At 58.8% G+C, this 16,786-nt stretch carries 16 protein-coding genes, 2 tRNA genes and 1 pseudogene; 9 read left to right on the plus strand and 10 right to left on the minus strand.

The features are described 5' to 3' along the window. The 8 genes and pseudogenes from G5315_RS10040 to lolB all read right to left on the minus strand — a co-directional run bounded on the left by G5315_RS10040 (position 1) and on the right by lolB (position 7,024). Positions 1-77 (minus strand) — tRNA-Met (locus G5315_RS10040). Between the two features lie 234 nt (positions 78-311). Next, on the minus strand, positions 312-1,403 hold the full coding sequence (gene ychF, locus G5315_RS10045; protein ID WP_005353921.1) for a redox-regulated ATPase YchF: 1,092 nt from the start codon (positions 1,401-1,403) through the stop codon (positions 312-314). A 61-nt stretch (positions 1,404-1,464) separates the two neighbouring features. Continuing rightward, on the minus strand, positions 1,465-2,055 hold the full coding sequence (gene pth, locus G5315_RS10050) for an aminoacyl-tRNA hydrolase (protein WP_227341136.1): 591 nt from the start codon (positions 2,053-2,055) through the stop codon (positions 1,465-1,467). 218 nt (positions 2,056-2,273) lie between these two features. Then, positions 2,274-4,262, minus strand: a complete 1,989-nt coding sequence (locus G5315_RS10055; RefSeq protein ID WP_421332976.1) for a bifunctional metallophosphatase/5'-nucleotidase — start codon at positions 4,260-4,262, stop codon at positions 2,274-2,276. Between the two features lie 116 nt (positions 4,263-4,378). Then, the gene (locus G5315_RS10060) at positions 4,379-5,326 is read right to left on the minus strand and encodes a ribose-phosphate pyrophosphokinase (protein ID WP_005343846.1); all 948 of its coding nucleotides are present in this window, start codon (positions 5,324-5,326) and stop codon (positions 4,379-4,381) included. 195 nt (positions 5,327-5,521) lie between these two features. Next, a tRNA-Gln gene (locus G5315_RS10065) sits at positions 5,522-5,596 on the minus strand. Then, a pseudogene (gene ispE / locus G5315_RS10070) lies at positions 5,576-6,446 on the minus strand (4-(cytidine 5'-diphospho)-2-C-methyl-D-erythritol kinase). The gene G5315_RS10065 and the pseudogene ispE overlap by 21 nt, the downstream one beginning before the upstream one ends. Beyond that, positions 6,446-7,024 carry a lipoprotein insertase outer membrane protein LolB gene (lolB, locus tag G5315_RS10075; RefSeq protein WP_421332977.1) on the minus strand — a complete coding sequence of 193 codons (579 nt, stop codon included), beginning with the start codon at positions 7,022-7,024 and terminating at the stop codon, positions 6,446-6,448. Before lolB ends, ispE begins: the two are co-directional and overlap by 1 nt. A 126-nt stretch (positions 7,025-7,150) precedes the next feature. Here lolB and hemA point away from each other — a divergent pair, with 126 nt between their 5' ends. From hemA to kdsA, 6 genes are all read left to right on the plus strand, one after another. After that, positions 7,151-8,410, plus strand: coding sequence for a glutamyl-tRNA reductase (gene hemA / locus G5315_RS10080; RefSeq protein WP_005362209.1), 1,260 nt, complete (start codon positions 7,151-7,153; stop codon positions 8,408-8,410). Positions 8,411-8,461: 51 nt separating this feature from the next. Further along, positions 8,462-9,550, plus strand: coding sequence for a peptide chain release factor 1 (gene prfA, locus G5315_RS10085; RefSeq protein ID WP_005353897.1), 1,089 nt, complete (start codon positions 8,462-8,464; stop codon positions 9,548-9,550). Between the two features lie 61 nt (positions 9,551-9,611). Then, positions 9,612-10,463 (plus strand): peptide chain release factor N(5)-glutamine methyltransferase, encoded by an 852-nt coding sequence (gene prmC / locus G5315_RS10090; protein ID WP_421332978.1) that lies wholly within the window; start codon positions 9,612-9,614, stop codon positions 10,461-10,463. Positions 10,464-10,519: 56 nt separating this feature from the next. After that, positions 10,520-10,903, plus strand: a complete 384-nt coding sequence (locus G5315_RS10095; RefSeq protein WP_005334939.1) for a SirB2 family protein — start codon at positions 10,520-10,522, stop codon at positions 10,901-10,903. Positions 10,904-10,915: 12 nt separating this feature from the next. Further along, entirely contained in the window at positions 10,916-11,716 is an 801-nt protein-coding gene (locus tag G5315_RS10100; protein WP_005362204.1) for a SirB1 family protein, read from the plus strand. 97 nt (positions 11,717-11,813) lie between these two features. After that, a complete protein-coding gene (kdsA, locus tag G5315_RS10105) occupies positions 11,814-12,668 on the plus strand; it encodes a 3-deoxy-8-phosphooctulonate synthase (RefSeq protein ID WP_216951850.1) in 855 nt (284 codons plus the stop codon). 144 nt (positions 12,669-12,812) lie between these two features. Here the strand turns inward: kdsA and grcA are convergent, their stop codons facing one another. After that, complete coding sequence (gene grcA / locus G5315_RS10110) at positions 12,813-13,193, minus strand: autonomous glycyl radical cofactor GrcA (protein WP_005343856.1); 381 nt, start codon at positions 13,191-13,193, stop codon at positions 12,813-12,815. A gap of 384 nt (positions 13,194-13,577) precedes the next feature. On the opposite strand from grcA, the gene G5315_RS10115 reads away from it, so the two are divergent. From G5315_RS10115 to G5315_RS10125, 3 genes are all read left to right on the plus strand, one after another. After that, a complete protein-coding gene (locus tag G5315_RS10115) occupies positions 13,578-14,300 on the plus strand; it encodes a substrate-binding periplasmic protein (protein ID WP_421206196.1) in 723 nt (240 codons plus the stop codon). A gap of 69 nt (positions 14,301-14,369) precedes the next feature. Continuing rightward, positions 14,370-15,047: a uracil-DNA glycosylase gene (ung, locus tag G5315_RS10120; protein ID WP_227341130.1), complete on the plus strand. Its 678-nt coding sequence runs from the start codon at positions 14,370-14,372 to the stop codon at positions 15,045-15,047. Between the two features lie 72 nt (positions 15,048-15,119). Continuing rightward, a complete protein-coding gene (locus G5315_RS10125; protein ID WP_216951846.1) occupies positions 15,120-15,671 on the plus strand; it encodes a hemerythrin domain-containing protein in 552 nt (183 codons plus the stop codon). A 73-nt stretch (positions 15,672-15,744) separates the two neighbouring features. On the opposite strand, the gene G5315_RS10130 is transcribed toward G5315_RS10125, so the two are convergent. Then, positions 15,745-16,719, minus strand: a complete 975-nt coding sequence (locus G5315_RS10130; protein ID WP_421332979.1) for an ABC transporter substrate-binding protein — start codon at positions 16,717-16,719, stop codon at positions 15,745-15,747. Positions 16,720-16,786: the final 67 nt, after the last annotated feature.

Below are 16,786 nucleotides of genomic sequence, written 5' to 3' on the forward strand. Positions count from 1 at the left end.
TGGTGGCTATGACGGGATTCGAACCTGTGACCCCCGCATTATGAGTGCGATGCTCTAACCAACTGAGCTACATAGCCAACCTTGCTTCCGGTGAGTCGTTACCTCGTCACCGTGCGGGCCGAATTATGCGTATCTGGCTCTGGGGCGTCAACCCTTTTTTTGCCAGAAAAACGCAACTTGAGTGCGTTTGACCAGTTATTGGTCTCTGTTGCGCAAAAGCCCAACAATCTGCTTTTTTTTACGACATTGCCATGATTGCCCGGGCAATGGCAGATAAAAAACAGGCCAGCAAATGCTGGCCTGTCATGGGATTAGACGTTGAACAGGAAATTCATGATATCGCCATCTTTGACGATGTAATCTTTCCCTTCAGCGCGCATCTTGCCCGCTTCCTTGGCGCCTTGCTCACCCTTGTAGTTGATAAAGTCTTCAAAGGCGATGGTTTGGGCGCGAATAAAGCCTTTTTCAAAGTCAGTGTGGATCTTGCCAGCCGCTTGCGGGGCAGTAGCACCGACCGGAATAGTCCAGGCGCGCACCTCTTTCACACCGGCGGTGAAGTAGGTCTGCAGGTTGAGCAGCTGGTAGCCGGAGCGGATCACGCGGTTCAGGCCCGGCTCTTCGATACCAAGGTCAGCCATGAACTCGGCGCGATCTTCGTCGTCCAGTTCGGCGATGTCGGCTTCGATGGCACAGCAGACCACGACCACGACCGCGTTCTCGGCGGCGGCGATTTCACGCACCTTGTCCAGATAGGGGTTGTTCTCGAAGCCATCTTCCGCCACGTTGGCGATATACATGGTTGGTTTCAGGGTCAGGAAGTTGAGGTGGCTCACGGCGGCCAGCTCTTCCTTATCCAGCTTCATGCCGCGGATCATCTGGCCGTTTTCCAGTGCGACCTTGATCTTCTCAAGCACTTCTACTTCAAGCTTGGCATCCTTGTCGCCGCCTTTGGCGCGCTTGGACTGGCGGTGAATGGCGCGCTCGCAGGCGTCCAGATCCGACAGGGCCAGCTCGGTGTTGATCACTTCGATATCGTCAGCAGGGGAGACCTTGCCGGCAACGTGAATGATGTTCTCGTCGTCGAAGCAGCGCACTACGTGGCCGATCGCTTCGGTTTCACGGATGTTGGCCAGGAACTGGTTACCCAGACCTTCACCCTTGGAGGCACCGGCAACCAGACCGGCGATGTCCACAAATTCCATGGTGGTCGGTACAACGCGCTGCGGATTGATGATGGCAGCCAGCTGATCGAGGCGGGGATCCGGCATCGGCACCACACCTGTGTTCGGCTCGATGGTGCAGAACGGGAAGTTGGCGGCTTCGATACCGGCCTTGGTCAGTGCGTTGAACAGGGTGGATTTGCCTACATTGGGCAGGCCCACGATACCGCATTTAAAACCCATGGATTGTTACCTTACTTGATGGATGCTGTGAGGCTCGCCCGTAGGCGGCCCGTGTCATGCTTTATTCGGCTTTGAAGCTGTGCAAGCGATTCATGGCCTTGGTCATATCTTGTTTGAACAGGATATCGGTGGCGCGCAGGGATTCGTCCAGCGCGGCGTCGATCAGGTTCTGTTCACTGCTGGGGGCCCTGGTCAGGACGAAGCCAGCCACCTGCTCTTTGCTGCCGGGATGGCCGATCCCGAGACGCAGCCGGAAGAAGTTATTGTTGTTGCCCATCTTGGCGATGATGTCCTTGAGGCCGTTATGGCCACCATGACCACCACCCTGCTTGAACTTGGCGATGCCCGGCGGCAGATCCAGTTCGTCATGGGCCACCAGCATCGCTTCCGGCTCAATCTGATAAAAACGCGCCAGTGCGGCCACCGCCTTGCCAGAGAGATTCATGTAGGTGTTCGGGATGAGCAGCCGCACATCCTGCCCCTCGACCAGGATGCGGGCAGTATGGCCGAAGAACTTGGGTTCTTCACGCAGGCTAACATTGTGCCAGCGGGCCAGTTGCTCCACATACCAGGCGCCCGCATTGTGGCGGGTCTTAGCATATTCCGGGCCGGGGTTGCCCAGTCCGACGATCAGTTTGATTTCGCTTGTCACGCTTGATGTCTTCACTCGCAGCTGCCGTGGGCACACTACCCAGGGCAATAGGACGCAATATTCTAGCCGCCGAGTGGCGATCACTCAACCAATGCGCATGTTATGGCGGGATTTGCAGCATTATTGCGGCCAATGGGTGGCTAACGGTGGGCAAACGGGCCTCTTGCAAGAGGCCCGTTTCAGCTTACCGATGGATTGTGCCCGGTTGACTACCGTCGTTATTTGGCACGCAGCAAGGTGACGGTCTCTTCATCCAGTGCGGTCAGGGTGGGACGGGCATCGCGCACATACTCCACGAAAGACGCTGCATCGGTGCCACAATCCACGCCGCTGGCCTTGCAATCGAGGGCCTGGTCCGGGGCATAGACGGCGCTCAGCAGTTCGCCGTTTTGTGCCACTTTCAACACCGGGAAGGCGGTCAACTTGCCATTGACGCTGGCGATATCGACCCGCTCGCTCTTCTGACGCTGGGCATTGGCCAGTGCCTGCCAGCCATCGTTGCCGTTGGCGCTGTAGGCGTTCATCACCACCCGATAGCGCTGGCTATCCACCAGATCCTGCCACTCGCCGCTTGCGGTTTTGCGCTGCAATTGGGTCAGAGTGCCCGCCTTGCCTGCGTCGGTCTCCTGGAAGGTGTAACGCAGGTTACCGCCATAGGGGAACTTGCCGGCATGGGCGCTGGCGGGCAGGGTGGCGGTGATGGTCTCGGTCAGCAGGGCGCGTACCTCGGCACCGGTCAGGGTCAGCACCGAGAGCTGGTTCTTGAACGGCAGCAGGGTGAGGGAGCTGTCCCCCTCGCGCCATTCGCCAGCGGGCAGGTCGGCGCGCACGCCGCCCACCGCCACTAGAGCGAAGTCGACCGGGCCGCCGGTCAGGGCTTGCACTGCTGGGGTATTGGCCCAGTAGAACTCCCCTTCGGCAACCAGCGGCGCGACATCTGAGCCGTGGCTGTCGCTGCCGTTGTCGCCGGGGCGACGGGCATTTTGCAGCTGCTCGGGGATGGTGCCGATCACCGGGCCGTAGGCTTTCTCCAGCGCCGGTTTGTAGTGGCTGTCGATGATGCCGCGCAGACGCGGATCTTCATCCACGGTGACCAGATTGGGCTGGCTGTCGACAAACTGGCTTGCCTCTTTGCTGCGGGCATCGTCGAGCGCTTGCTTGCGCGCCGCATCGGCGAAGAAGTCGCGGCTGGCCAGCAGGCTATTGTGGCCCTGGCAGTCGGTCACCTGACCCTGGCTGTCAAAGGTTATCTGTGCCAGACCGATGGCCTGGGCGTAGGAGCCCGCCTGCACCACGCAGGTTTTGCCGATGCCATCCGGATTGGTCACCAGCTTGGCGTAATCGCCGGTCTTGCCCCAGCCGATATTGCGAAAATCGCCGAGCAGGCTGTGGGAGTGGCCGCCGACGATGGCATCGAGGCCGTTTACCTTGGCCGCCAGCGCCAGATCCCGCTCGTTGCCGATGTGGGTCAGCGCCACGATCTGGTGGATCCCCTTGGCTTGCAGCATGTCGACCGTGGCCTGAGCCGAGGCGACCTCCTTGCCAAAGCGCAGCTTGCCGACGTTGGGGGCGATATTGCCCATGTCTTCCAGCACCAGACCGATGACGGCGACCAGCTGTTTGCCTTGCGGCAGGTTGTCGAGATCGGTGACCGGGCTCTTCTGGTTGCCGTCAAAGGCGTAGACCACGAAGGGCTTGAGGTTGTCAGCCTTGCTGAGGGCCGGATCGGCCTTGGTGTCGAGGTTGGCGGCCAGCACCGGGAAGTTGACCCCCTCGATGAAGCGGGCCAGCTTCTGGTTATCCAGATCGAACTCGTGGTTGCCCAGCGCCATGGCATCGAGGCCGAACTGGCTCAGCAACTCGGCGTTGGCCATCCCCTCGTTGAGCTTGAAGTAGCCACTGCCCTGCCAGGCATCGCCGCCGTGCAGCAGCAGCAAGGGCTGGTTCTTGGCCAGCGCATCGGCCTGATAGGCTTTCGCCATGGTCAGCAGGCGCGGGTAACCGCCAAAGCGGGTATAGAGGGTGTCCGTCTCCCCCTGCTGGGCAAAGATCTGCCCTTTGATCTCGGCATTGACCGGATCAAACTGGGAGTGGGTGTCGTTCATGTGAGCCAGGGTCAGCACGAAGGGCGGGTTCTCTTTGACGGGCTGACAGGCGAACAGGGCGGAGGTAAGGGTCGCGAGCAGGAGGGGACGCAAGCAATTCATGGGTAAATCCTTAAGCCTGCCGGGGGCAGGGTCGTACCAGATAGCAGAAAGTTGGAAAGAGAAGGTCCAGAAAGACGAAAACCGCCTGATGGCGGTTTTCGTTATTGCTGAATCTATCAATGCTCAAACATGGCAGAGATGGACTCTTCGTTGCTGATGCGACGAATGGCTTCGGCCAGTACAGTTGACAGCGTCAGCTGCTTGACCTTGCCGACCGCTTTCATCTCCGCAGTGAGCGGGATGGAGTCGGTGATGATCAGTTCATCGATAACGGAGTTCTTGATGTTCTCGACGGCGGAACCGGAGAAGACCGGGTGGGTAGCGTAGGCGAATACACGCTTGGCACCGCGCTCTTTCAGGGCCTCTGCGGCTTTGCACAGGGTGCCGCCGGTGTCGATCATGTCATCAACGATGATGCAGTCGCGGCCGGCAACGTCACCGATCAGGTGCATGACCTGGGAGACGTTCGGGCGGGGACGGCGCTTGTCGATGATGGCGATGTCGGTGTCATCCAGCAGCTTGGCGATGGCGCGGGCACGCACGACGCCACCGATGTCCGGGGAGACAACGACAGGAGACTCGAGGTTCTTGGACTTCATGTCTTCCAGCAGCACCGGGCTACCGAACACGTTGTCTACCGGAACGTCAAAGAAACCTTGAATTTGCTCGGCATGCAGGTCAACGGTCAGCACGCGATCCACACCGACGCTGGAGAGGAAGTCAGCGACAACCTTGGCGGTGATGGGCACACGGGCGGAGCGGACGCGGCGGTCCTGACGGGCATAACCAAAGTAGGGGATAACGGCAGTGATACGGCCAGCTGAAGCACGACGCAGAGCATCCACCATGACGATCAATTCCATCAAATTGTCGTTGGTCGGGGCACAGGTGGATTGAATGATGAAGATATCGCCACCACGTACATTCTCATTGATCTGTACGCTGATCTCGCCGTCGCTAAAGCGACCTACGGCAGCATTGCCGAGTTTGATAAACAGGCGATCTGCGATCTTCTGGGCTAGTTCCGGCGTTGCGTTACCAGCAAACAGCTTCATGTCAGGCACGGTTTGAAACCTCGGGGTTGCATCCAGTATGTGGGGGAGTCTGAAATCAGACCCTATCGTTTTGGGGCAAACGATTTATCAAGATAACGTACAAGGTGTCTGCTGCCCAATGAATGTGATGATACCGGTAACCCGAATCCGTGGCCGAGTGCAAAACCGGCCACGTTAATCATCATCAATACCGTTCGGTAAAATTGGCTGGGGTACTAGGATTCGAACCTAGGAATGGCGAGATCAAAACCCGCTGCCTTACCGCTTGGCGATACCCCAATCATTTGAACTGTTGCAATGTGGAGAAGAGAGGTGATATGTTCTCGCCCTTGGCGACAAACCCATCAAGTCCCTTCGGCACGCAGGCCAACACTTCCCGAGCAGTCACTTCGTCTTCAAATTGAGCAAAGACGCAGGCTCCTGTGCCCGTCATTCTTGACGGCGCGTATTCTAGCAACCAGCCGAGCGCATTGGCAACCTCGGGGTGGCGCTTTTTCACCAGTGATTCGCAATCGTTTTTCCACTCGCCTTCCAGCAGGTTGTCCAGCGACATTTTCGGCGTGGCTCTCGGCAGCTCCGGATCCTGGAATACGGCTGCGGTCGCTACATGGCAATCGGGTTTGAGTACCAGATACCAGGCATCGGGTAGTTCGACCGGTTGCAGCCGCTCGCCCACCCCTTCGGCAAAGGCCGCCTTGCCACGGACAAACACCGGCACATCGGCCCCCAGCTGGACGCCGAGCGCAGCCAGTTCATCTTCACTCAAACCCGCCTGCCAGAGGTGGTTAAGCGCTACCAGCGTGGTCGCTGCATCGGATGAACCGCCGCCAATACCGCCTCCCATGGGAAGCACTTTTTCCAGCCGGATATGGGCACCTTGCGGGCTCGACAGGGTTGCCTGCAGCAGGCGCGCCGCCCGGATAATCAGATTCTGCTCATCCGGCACACCGGGAATGGCCGGGCTCAGGGTGAGAGTGTCGCTATTCGGTATCACCTCGAACTCGAGCCAGTCGCTGTGGTTGAGGAAGATAAACAGGGTCTGCAGCTCGTGATAGCCATCGGGACGACGGCCATTGACGTGTAGAAACAGGTTGAGTTTGGCCGGTGCCGGCCAGCGTGTGGAAGCCATTAACGTGCAAGAGTCCATTGGTTGATCTGAAGCTTGAGGCGGCTGTTCTGGCCGGTCATGGTCAGCTGGTGCGGCAGGCGGTAGCCATCCTGATCCCGATAATCGCCATAGACGATCTGCCACTGGCCGTCGCGCACGCTGGCCAGACTGCTGTCGGGGTTGAGCGCAAATTCCGCCTGACCCGGCAGCCCCTTGATCCACTCTGGCAATCCGGCGACCGGAATATGCCAGCCGGTCAGTTGATAGATGAGCGCTTCGGCGTCTTGGCTCTGGTGGCGATTGCCGTCGCTGTCGAGCAGGGTGATCTCCCCCTTGCTGCGGGAGAGCTCCAGAATGTTGGTGCCAATCAGGCTGGTGAGGTTGAGACGATAATCCTCCCCATCCTGCTGCCAGTTGAGACGGGCGCTGCCCTTTTGCTGGGGGGTGATGATGGCCATCTTGCCGGATAGCTGCCAGTGGGTCAGCTGCTCGAGACGGGCCCGCTCCTGGTTCCAGTTCACCTGGTCACGCTGGGGCTGGGTGGTGGCACAACCGGCCAGCAACAGCAGGCTGGTGAGGGTAAAAATACGTAGCAGCAAGGGACGGCTCCAGAGAGAGGAATTTGCCACAGTATACGGGGCGGCCGTATTGCTTTTAAAGACTTACCCTTTCTCGTACAATTGGCAGCCTTTGCACCCAGCGTATGAAATGATCGTCGCCCACTCATGAGTTTGCTTGCCCTCGGAATCAACCACAACACCGCCAGTGTCGCCTTGCGGGAACGGGTCGCCTTTGGCCCGGACTGCATCGATCGCGCCTTGCGTGAGCTGGTGAGCCAACCCGGTGTCAGCGAGGCGGTGATCGTCTCCACCTGCAACCGGACCGAACTCTATTGCAATCTGGAGGAGGAGCGGCAGGAGCAAGTGCTGCGCTGGCTGCAGCAGTTCCACGGGCTGGACGCGGCCGAACTGGTCACTGCCATCTATCAGCATCACGATGAAGAGGCGGTGCGCCACTTGATGCGGGTGGCGTGCGGGCTCGACTCGCTGGTGTTGGGGGAGCCGCAGATCCTGGGGCAGATCAAGCAATCCTATGCCCACGCCCAGCAGGCGGAGTCGGTGAAGGGGGCGCTGGAGCGGCTGTTCCAGAAATCCTTCTCGGTGGCCAAACGGGTGCGTACCGATACCGAGATTGGCGCCAGTGCCGTGTCGGTGGCCTTTGCTGCCGTCAGCCTGGGTCGGCGGATCTTCTCCGATCTCTCCCAGACCAAGGTATTGCTGGTCGGGGCGGGGGAGACCATCGAACTGGTGGCCCGTCATCTGCGCGAGCAGAACGTCACCAAGATGATGGTGGCTAACCGCACCCTGCAGCGTGCCCAGACCCTGGCAGCCGAATTCGGCGCCCAGGTGATGACGCTCGAAGAGATCCCCGACTATCTGCACGAAGCGGATATCGTCATCAGCTCGACCGCCAGCCCCCTGCCCATCATCGGCAAGGGGATGGTGGAGCGCGCGCTGAAGGCCCGCCGCTTCAAACCCATGTTTCTGGTGGATATTGCCGTGCCGCGCGACATCGAAGCCGAAGTCGATGAGCTCTCCGATGCCTATCTCTACACGGTGGATGATTTGCAGGGGATCATCGAGCAGAACCTCGAAACCCGTAAACGGGCCGCGGCACAAGCCGAGGTAATCGTGCAGGAAGAGCGCGACGAGTTTATGGGTTGGTATCGCGGCCAGAGCTCGGTCGACCTCATTCGCGATTACCGCCATCAGTCACAGCAAGTGGCTGATGAAGAGTTGCAACGGGCCCTGCTGGCATTGGCGCAGGGCGAGAGTGCCGAACAGGCGCTCAAGGCGATGGCCCATCGCCTCACCAACAAATTGATCCACGCACCGACCCAGGCGTTGCGCCAGGCTGCCTCCCAGGGGGATCAGAGCGAGCTCTCCCGCTTGCGGCAGGCGCTGGGGTTGTCACAAGAGCCATAATTTTCGGGCAACCTGCCGGTTGTCCCGTCCTCCATTGAGAATGCAAGAGTTATGAATCCGTCACTGATCAGAAAGCTGGAAGGCCTCATCGAGCGCCACGAAGAAGTACAGGCCATGCTCGGCGAGCCAGACGTGGTCTCGGATCAGGATCGCTACCGCGCCCTGACCCGCGAATATGCCCAGCTGGAAGATATCGTTCACGCCTTCCAGCGTTACCGTCAGGCGCAGGATGATCTTGAGACCACCCAGATGATGCTGGAGGAGGATGATGCCGACCTGCGCGAGATGGCGCAGGAGGAGCTGCCGCTGGCCAAGGCTAATCTGGAGGCGTTGGAGCAGGAGCTGCAACTGATGTTGCTGCCCAAGGATCCCAAGGATGACAACAACTGCTATCTGGAGATCCGCGCCGGTGCCGGTGGCGACGAAGCGGCCATCTTTGCCGGTGACCTGTTCCGCATGTATTCACGGTTTGCCGAGCGTCAGGGCTGGCGTGTCTCCATCGTCAGCTGCAATGACGGTGAATATGGTGGCTACAAGGAGGTGATCGCCAAGATCGACGGCGAGCGCGTCTATGGCCGTCTCAAGTTTGAATCCGGTGGTCACCGGGTACAGCGGGTGCCGGAGACCGAATCCCAGGGCCGGGTGCACACCTCCGCCTGTACCGTCGCCGTGCTGCCGGAAGTGCCGGAAGCCGAGCAGATCGAGATCAACCCTTCCGATCTGAAGATCGACACCTTCCGTGCCTCCGGTGCCGGTGGTCAGCACGTCAACAAGACCGACTCGGCCATCCGCATCACCCACCTGCCGACCGGTCTGGTGGTGGAGTGCCAGGACGAGCGCTCCCAGCACAAGAACCGCGCCAAGGCGATGTCGGTACTCTCTGCCCGCCTGCAGGCGGCCGAGGATGAGCGCCATCGCGCCGCCGAGCAGAGCACCCGCCGCAATCTGGTGGGCTCCGGCGACCGCTCAGAGCGCATTCGCACCTACAACTATCCGCAGGGCCGCCTCTCCGAGCACCGCATCAACCTGACCCTGTACCGCCTCTCCGAAATTTTGGAAGGGGATCTGGACTGCGTCATCACCCCGCTGGTGCAAGAGTATCAGGCCGATCAGCTCGCCTCGCTGGCCGAGAACAACTGATGCAAATGGTGATCCGGCAAGCTCGCATTAAGTGTTCTGCCCATAAGGTGGAGTGGCACTGATGCAGATCCAGCAGGCCCGCGCCCATATCATGACTGTGTTGGCTGAGGGGGAGTCCCCCCGCGCCGATGCCGATGTACTGCTCTGTCATCTGCTCGGGTGTCGTCGCAGCTATCTGATGACCTGGCCCGAGCGTGAGCTGGATGCCGCCCAGCAGGCCACCCTGCAGGGGTGGCTGGCTCGTCGTCTCAACGGCGAGCCCATCGCCCATCTGGTGGGCGAGCGGGAGTTCTGGTCGCTGCCCCTCAAGGTGAGCCCGGCGACCCTGATCCCGCGCCCCGATACCGAGGTGCTGGTCGAGCAGGCGCTGACCAGAATCCCGCAAGGTCCTTGCGCCGTGCTGGATCTCGGCACCGGCACCGGCGCCATCGCGCTGGCGCTCAAGTCCGAGCGGCCCGAGGTCGATGTGTGGGCGGTGGATCGGATGGCGGATGCCGCGGCGCTGGCCCGCGAGAACAGCGCCGCGCTGGGGCTACCCATCGAGGTGCGCGATGGCAGCTGGTTCGAGCCCCTTGGCGAGCCGGATCGCGACGAAGCGCCACGTTTTGCGGTGATTGTCTCCAATCCCCCCTATATTGATGGCGCCGATCCCCATCTCGAGCAGGGTGACGTGCGCTTTGAACCCCGCTCGGCGCTGGTTGCCGATGACGCCGGGCTGGCCGATATCCGCCACATCGTGGCCCATGCCCCCGCTTATCTGTTGCCTGACGGCTGGTTGCTGCTGGAGCATGGCTGGGATCAGGGGGAGGCGGTGCGTCAGTTGCTGCGTGATGGCGGCTACCGTGAGGTAGCCACGGTGCGCGATTACGGGGATAACGACAGGGTGACGCTGGGCCTCTGCCCGCTGCGCTGACGGTTCCTCACTGTTACACGGCGGGTTGCCTGTGCGCCCCCATGCAAGGATTGAATATGGTTTTTGTGCTCAAACACCTGCACCTCACCCTGATTGCCGGGGCAGTGCTGATGTTTATGCTCCGCTTCTACTGGGTACAGACCGCTACTGGCCGTGCCTATAGCGCGCCGGTGATGAAGGTCAGCGGCTGGCTCAACGGGCTGGTGGTGCTCTCCGGCGTATTGCTCTGCATGGTGCTGGATCTCAACCCGCTCAATAACGGAACGCCCTGGCTCAGCGAGAAGCTGATGGCCATTCTGGTGCTGGTATTTCTGGCGGCGATGGCGCTGCGGCTGGCCAAAAGCAATTTGGTGCGCTGGTGCTCCTTTCTGGGGGCGCTCGGCTGGATCTACTTTATTGCCAAGTTGGCAGTGCTCAAACAGACGAGTGTGTTCGGCTAAGGCATGAAGAGAATGTTACACATAGACGAATGGACCGATTTCGAAGCCCACGACATCACCGAGCTGGCGTTGTCAGTCAGCGACGAGATTTATGGCTCGGTCGAGGAGGGGATCCGCGAGTTGAACCTGCTGGACGAGTGGCTGGACGAGCAGATCGAAGAGGGCACCTGCGACGAAGTGCGCCAGCAGTTGCTGCAGGGCTTTTACCACAGCCTCGGTTTTCATGGCGACTGGCAGGATTATTTCTCTGCCAACAACTGCGATCTCAATCAGGTGCTGGTTCAGCGCAAAGGGATCCCGGTCAGCCTCGGCATTCTCATCATCCAGCTGGGGCGCAAGCTCGGGCTCGATGTGGAGGGGATCTGCTTCCCCGGCCACTTCCTGGTGAGCTTTGCCGGTGGCGAGGGGGAGGTCTATGTCGACCCCTTTACCGGCGACGAGCTGAGCCTGGCCCGCATCGAGCTGCTGCTGCGCGGTGCGTTGGGGGACTTGGCGACCCTCACTCCCGACTACCTGCAGCCCTCCGGCCAGTGGGAGATCATCGAACGGCTGCTCAACGTCAGCAAGGGTGCCCTGCTGCGGGAAGATCGCATGCCCGAGGCGCTGCGTTGCAGCGAGCTGTTGTTGCGGATGAAGCCCGGCGATCCGCTGGAGACGCGGGATCGCGGCTTTATCTACGAGCAGCTCGATTGCCCGCGCCAGGCCGCCGATGATTTTGAATATTTTATTGAACAATGCCCGGACGACCCGGTCGCCGATGTGCTGAAAGTGCAGCTGGCCGCGCTGGATCTGAGCCCCAAGCCCCTCCATTAAGGGGTGCTTGAAACTGAAACAGAAGAATATCAAGACCGCTGCGTCCGGTCGCAACGGATTAACTAGGCTTCAGGCCCTTTTATTAAGGATGTCTTAGATGGAACAGAAGAATATCAAGATCAACCAGATCGACGTTGCCAACGACAAACCGTTCGTGCTGTTTGGCGGCATGAACGTGCTGGAATCCCGCGACATGGCGATGGCGGTGTGCGAGAAGTACGTGGAAGTGACCAGCAAGCTGGGCATCCCGTTTGTCTTCAAGGCGAGCTGGGACAAGGCCAACCGCTCCTCCATCCACTCCTACCGCGGTCCGGGTCTGGAAGAGGGGATGAAGATTTTCCAGGAGCTGAAAGCGACCTTCGGCATGCCGGTCATCTCCGATCTGCACGAACCCCATCAGGCCAAGCCGGTCGCCGAGGTGGTTGACGTTATCCAGCTGCCCGCCTTCCTGGCGCGCCAGACCGATCTGGTGGAAGCCATGGCCCGTACCGGCAACGTCATCAACATCAAGAAGCCGCAGTTCCTTAGCCCAAGCCAGATGAAGAACATTACCGACAAGTTCGAGGAGTGCGGCAACGATCAGCTGATCCTGTGCGAGCGCGGTGCCAACTTCGGTTACGACAACCTGGTAGTGGACATGCTGGGTCTGGGCGTCATGAAAAAGAGCACTGGTGGCTATCCGGTTATCTTCGACGTAACCCACTCCCTGCAGTGCCGTGATCCGCTGGGTGCCGCCTCCGGTGGCCGTCGCGAGCAAGTGACCGAGCTGGCGCGCGCCGGAATGGCGGTCGGTCTGGCAGGTCTCTTTATCGAATCACACCCGGATCCGAAAATTGCCCGCTGTGATGGCCCGAGCGCCCTGCCGCTCGACAAGCTGGAAGGCTTCCTCAAACAGATGAAGGCCATCGATGACCTGATCAAGGGTTTTGAGCCCCTGGATACCTCTGCTTGATGGGACAAGCACTTATCACAAGGCCTCGCAATGCGAGGCCTTGTTTTTTGCGCTTGCCCAGTGAAAGCACGTATAAAAAAACGGCCGACAGGCCGTTTTTTGTGCTGATACAGCAAGTATCAGCGGTTCACTGCAGGACGCTGATTACAGGCTCTGGGTGAAAGTACGGGTAACCACGTCACGCTGCTGTTCCGGGGTCAGGGCGTTGAAACGCACTGCGTAGCCAGATACGCGGATGGTCAGCTGCGGGTACTTCTCCGGATTCTCGATAGCATCTTCCAGGGTTTCGCGACGCAGCACGTTGACGTTCAGGTGCTGACCACCTTCAACAGCCGGTTCGGCCTGAACAGGCAGTTCGCGGTATTCGAACTGACCCAGATCAGAGAGTGCGACTTCCTGATCGGCAGCAAAGGCATCGCCTTTGACACAGATGCAGCGAGCCTGTTGCTTCTCTTCGTCCAGCAGCCAGAAAGAGTTCAGCAGGGCGGTGTTGGCAGCCTGGGTGATTTGAATGCCTTTGATCATGGTATGACTCCTCAATGGGAACGCGAATCCAACTGTAAGGAAATTACCCTGATGTATTTAAGCTACCGTTAATTGTGGTGGCTTAAAGGGCCCTTGCCTTACACCTTTGCTTTGATGAGGTCATATATACCATGTTGGTAATATTACTAAAATTGATCTAGATCAATAAAAATCAATAAAGCGCCATTTGAATGGGATTAAATTCTTGAGTTGAATCAAAAATAGGTCATTTTTCTGATTTTGTAAGATATCAAAATTATGCATCTTTTATCTTTTTAATCTAGTAATTTAACTACATCTTTTTCGGCTTTTCTGTGGTGGATTGAGGAGTTGGCTACACTCAGCAGAAAGCAAGGAGAGTGTCGGGTGAATATCAGGTGGCGAATGTGGGGATGGTTGGCCCTGTTCTGTTGCTGGGCAATCACAGCTGTGGTCCGGGCCGAAACAGTACGCATAGCGGTGGGCGAATGGCCGCCTTATATCAGTGAGTCGCTGCCCAATCAGGGGTTTCTCTGTCAGGTGGTACGTGAGGCCTTTGCCGAGCAGGGGGTCGATGTCAGCTTTCATTTCTACCCCTGGTCTGAGGCATACAGCCTGACTCTTGAAGGGCGTTATATGATTACCATGCCCTGGTTTCGCTCTCGCGAGCGCGAGCAGCACTTCTATCTCTCTGCATCGCTGGGCAAATTTACGACCCGTCTGCTTGCACTTAATGGTTCGCCATTGGTCAGTTTGGGTGAGCTGAAAAACGAGCCTGTCGGGGTTACCCGTGGCTATTTTTATGGTGAAGGGTTTGCAGCAAGACAATCCGAGCTGTCTCTTGAGTGGTCCGACTCCGATGAGGAGAGCATGGAGAAACTGCTCACCGGACGCATTCGTTATCTGGTCATGGATGAACAGGTGGCACAGGTTCTGTTTCAGCAGGTTCTCTCTCGTCATCCCCAAGCGGCAGCATTGAGTGGTGCCCCCGATCCCATCTGGTCCCAGCCGGGCTATCTGCTGATGCGCAAGGCCGATCCCGATGCCCGCCGCTTGATGTTGCTGTTTAACGCCGGTCTGCACAAACTGGAGCGCTCCGGCCGGCTCGCCAGGCTCTGGAAAGTGTGAGTCACGGTTGCGTCTTGCGGGCTGCCCCCCTATCCTGACTCCTTCGCCGTATCAAGTGAGGAGGCCGGGGTGCTGACCTGGAGTGATGTGATTGGCTCTGAAAAAGAGCAGGACTATTTCAAGTGTACGCTGGCGACCGTCAGGGCAGAGCGGGAAGCGGGCAAGGTGATCTACCCCCCCCCGGCCGATGTGTTCAATGCTTTCAAACTGACCGAACTGGATCAGGTCAAGGTGGTGATCCTGGGGCAGGATCCCTACCATGGCCCGAATCAGGCACATGGTCTCTGCTTCTCCGTCCTGCCCGGGGTGCGTACTCCCCCCTCACTGGTCAACATCTATAAGGAGATGCAGCGGGATCTGCCTGGTTTCGTCACACCCAATCACGGTTTTCTGGAGTCCTGGGCCAGACAGGGGGTTCTGCTGCTCAACACAGTGCTGACAGTGCAGGCCGGTCAGGCACACTCTCATGCCCATCTGGGGTGGGAAACCTTCACCGATCGGGTCATCGAGCAGATCAATGCCAGTTGTAACGGGGTGGTATTTCTGTTGTGGGGCTCCCATGCCCAGAAGAAAGGGCGTTTTATCGACCGGCAGCGCCACCACGTGTTGACGGCACCCCATCCCAGCCCCCTTTCAGCCCACCGTGGTTTTATCGGCTGCGGCCACTTTTCCGAGACCAACCGCCTGCTGGAATTGCAGGGTAAAAGCCCGATCGAATGGCAATCTGTCTGCCAACCACTTGATTGAGTGCAAAGTTCGGGCGACAAATGACCGTATACTCAGGAAAGTAACATTTTATTTCAGCGCCAAGGAGTGCCCATGTTATCGAGTTTGCACAAGGATCACCTCAATATCGCCCGACTGCTGGATCTGCTGAAGCAGAAGCTAGCCGCCATTCGTGCCGAGCAACCTATCAGCTATTTTCTGGTGCGCGATGTCATCGATTATCTGCGGGAGGTTTCTGACAAGTATCACCACCCCAAGGAAGATCTTGTCTATGACTACTACCTGAAATACCGGGTGGTGGAGGGGGATGTCGCGAACCGCTTGCATGAGGAGCATCTCAAGTTGCTGGAGGCGGGGACCGAGCTCAAGGAGATGGTGGAGATGATCCTGATGGATGCGGTGATCCCGCTCGATCAGTTCACCGCCAAGCTGGAGCGCTTCGTGGAGCTGCAAGAGGCACACATGAACTACGAAGAAGGGGTGATCTTCCCCCATCTGCGTGACTCCCTGACCGAGGATGACTGGCGTCATCTGGAGCAAAACTGGCAGAACCGAGCTATCGGTGATCCTCTGTTTGGTGCCGAGATCAGCCAGCACTTCCAGGCGCTTGCCAAGCGCCTCTCCCTGCCTTTTGCTGCCAGCTGACGCACGCGGCTTTCGGTCATCAGTCATCTGACTGTGCAGGTGTTACCCGGCCAATGTGCCGGGTTACTTATTGTTACTCACGCCACATGATTTTGTTGTGCCATTTGTCGGGCACAGTGAGCTGCCAGCGGGCCAGCTCGCTCTTGCTGAAGACATATTCGCCGCGCAGGGCCGCTCGCGGGGAGATAGTACGGGGCAGGGTGCCCGCCAGTATGGTGTTGATAAGGGACGCTGCCTGCAACCCCTGATCGTGGCCGTCCAGTACCAGCCCGCCGATGGCCATCCCCTTGCCGACGGCAAACTCCCAGAAACAGAAGAGAGGAACCGGTGTGTTGGCGCTGGTCCACTCCAGCACCGTCTGTTCGCTCACATGCTTGCCATTATCGTCGACCAGCGTGTGGTAGAGGCCGAGGAAGATTGCCTGATAGCCATTCTTCTTGGCGTTGAGCACCGCCTCCTGCCAGAGGCTGTAATCCCCCATCAGCTGGCTGTTGACCCGGGTCTGGCCGACTCGCAATTCGGTCTGGGTCTTGAATTCATCCTCGATAGCGGTGAGGGCCACATTGCTGGAATCAAACAGTACCAGCGCCTTGTCAAGCCCTCCCATCATCTGGCTTATTTCGCTGATGTTGCGCTTGAGCAGGGGGCGTTCCAGCACCCCGGTGATCTTGGGGTGGCCGACAAAGCCCTTGAGGCGCGGATTCTCGTTCATGCCGAGAAATACCACCGGGGTGCCCAGCGAGGCGATCTCGTTGGCCAGATAGTTGATGGCGTTGTCATCCCCCAGTACTACCAGATCCGGTTTGCTCTTCAGATAAAAGGCGATGGCTTGCTGGGCGATCTCGTCGAACTTCTCCCGTGGATGGCGTTTGGTGTCCATATAGAAGTGGGTGATCTTGTGCTCCCCCTGCAAGCCATCTAGCAGCCCTTTGTTGTAGCTTTGCTCCCACAGGTATTCGGGATGGTAGCTGCTGATCACCAGAATGTTGGCGGCCCAGAGCGGCAGTGAGAGGGTTGATAGCAGTAGCAACAGCAGGGAGGTGCGCATGGGTTATCCCTTGTCGAGGGGGAGAGAGTTCTTGTTCAGTATGGGCGGTTTTGGTTGACGCTGTCAT

The sequence above is a fragment of the Aeromonas sp. 603607 genome, from assembly GCF_049171595.1.
GTDB lineage: Bacteria > Pseudomonadota > Gammaproteobacteria > Enterobacterales > Aeromonadaceae > Aeromonas > Aeromonas veronii.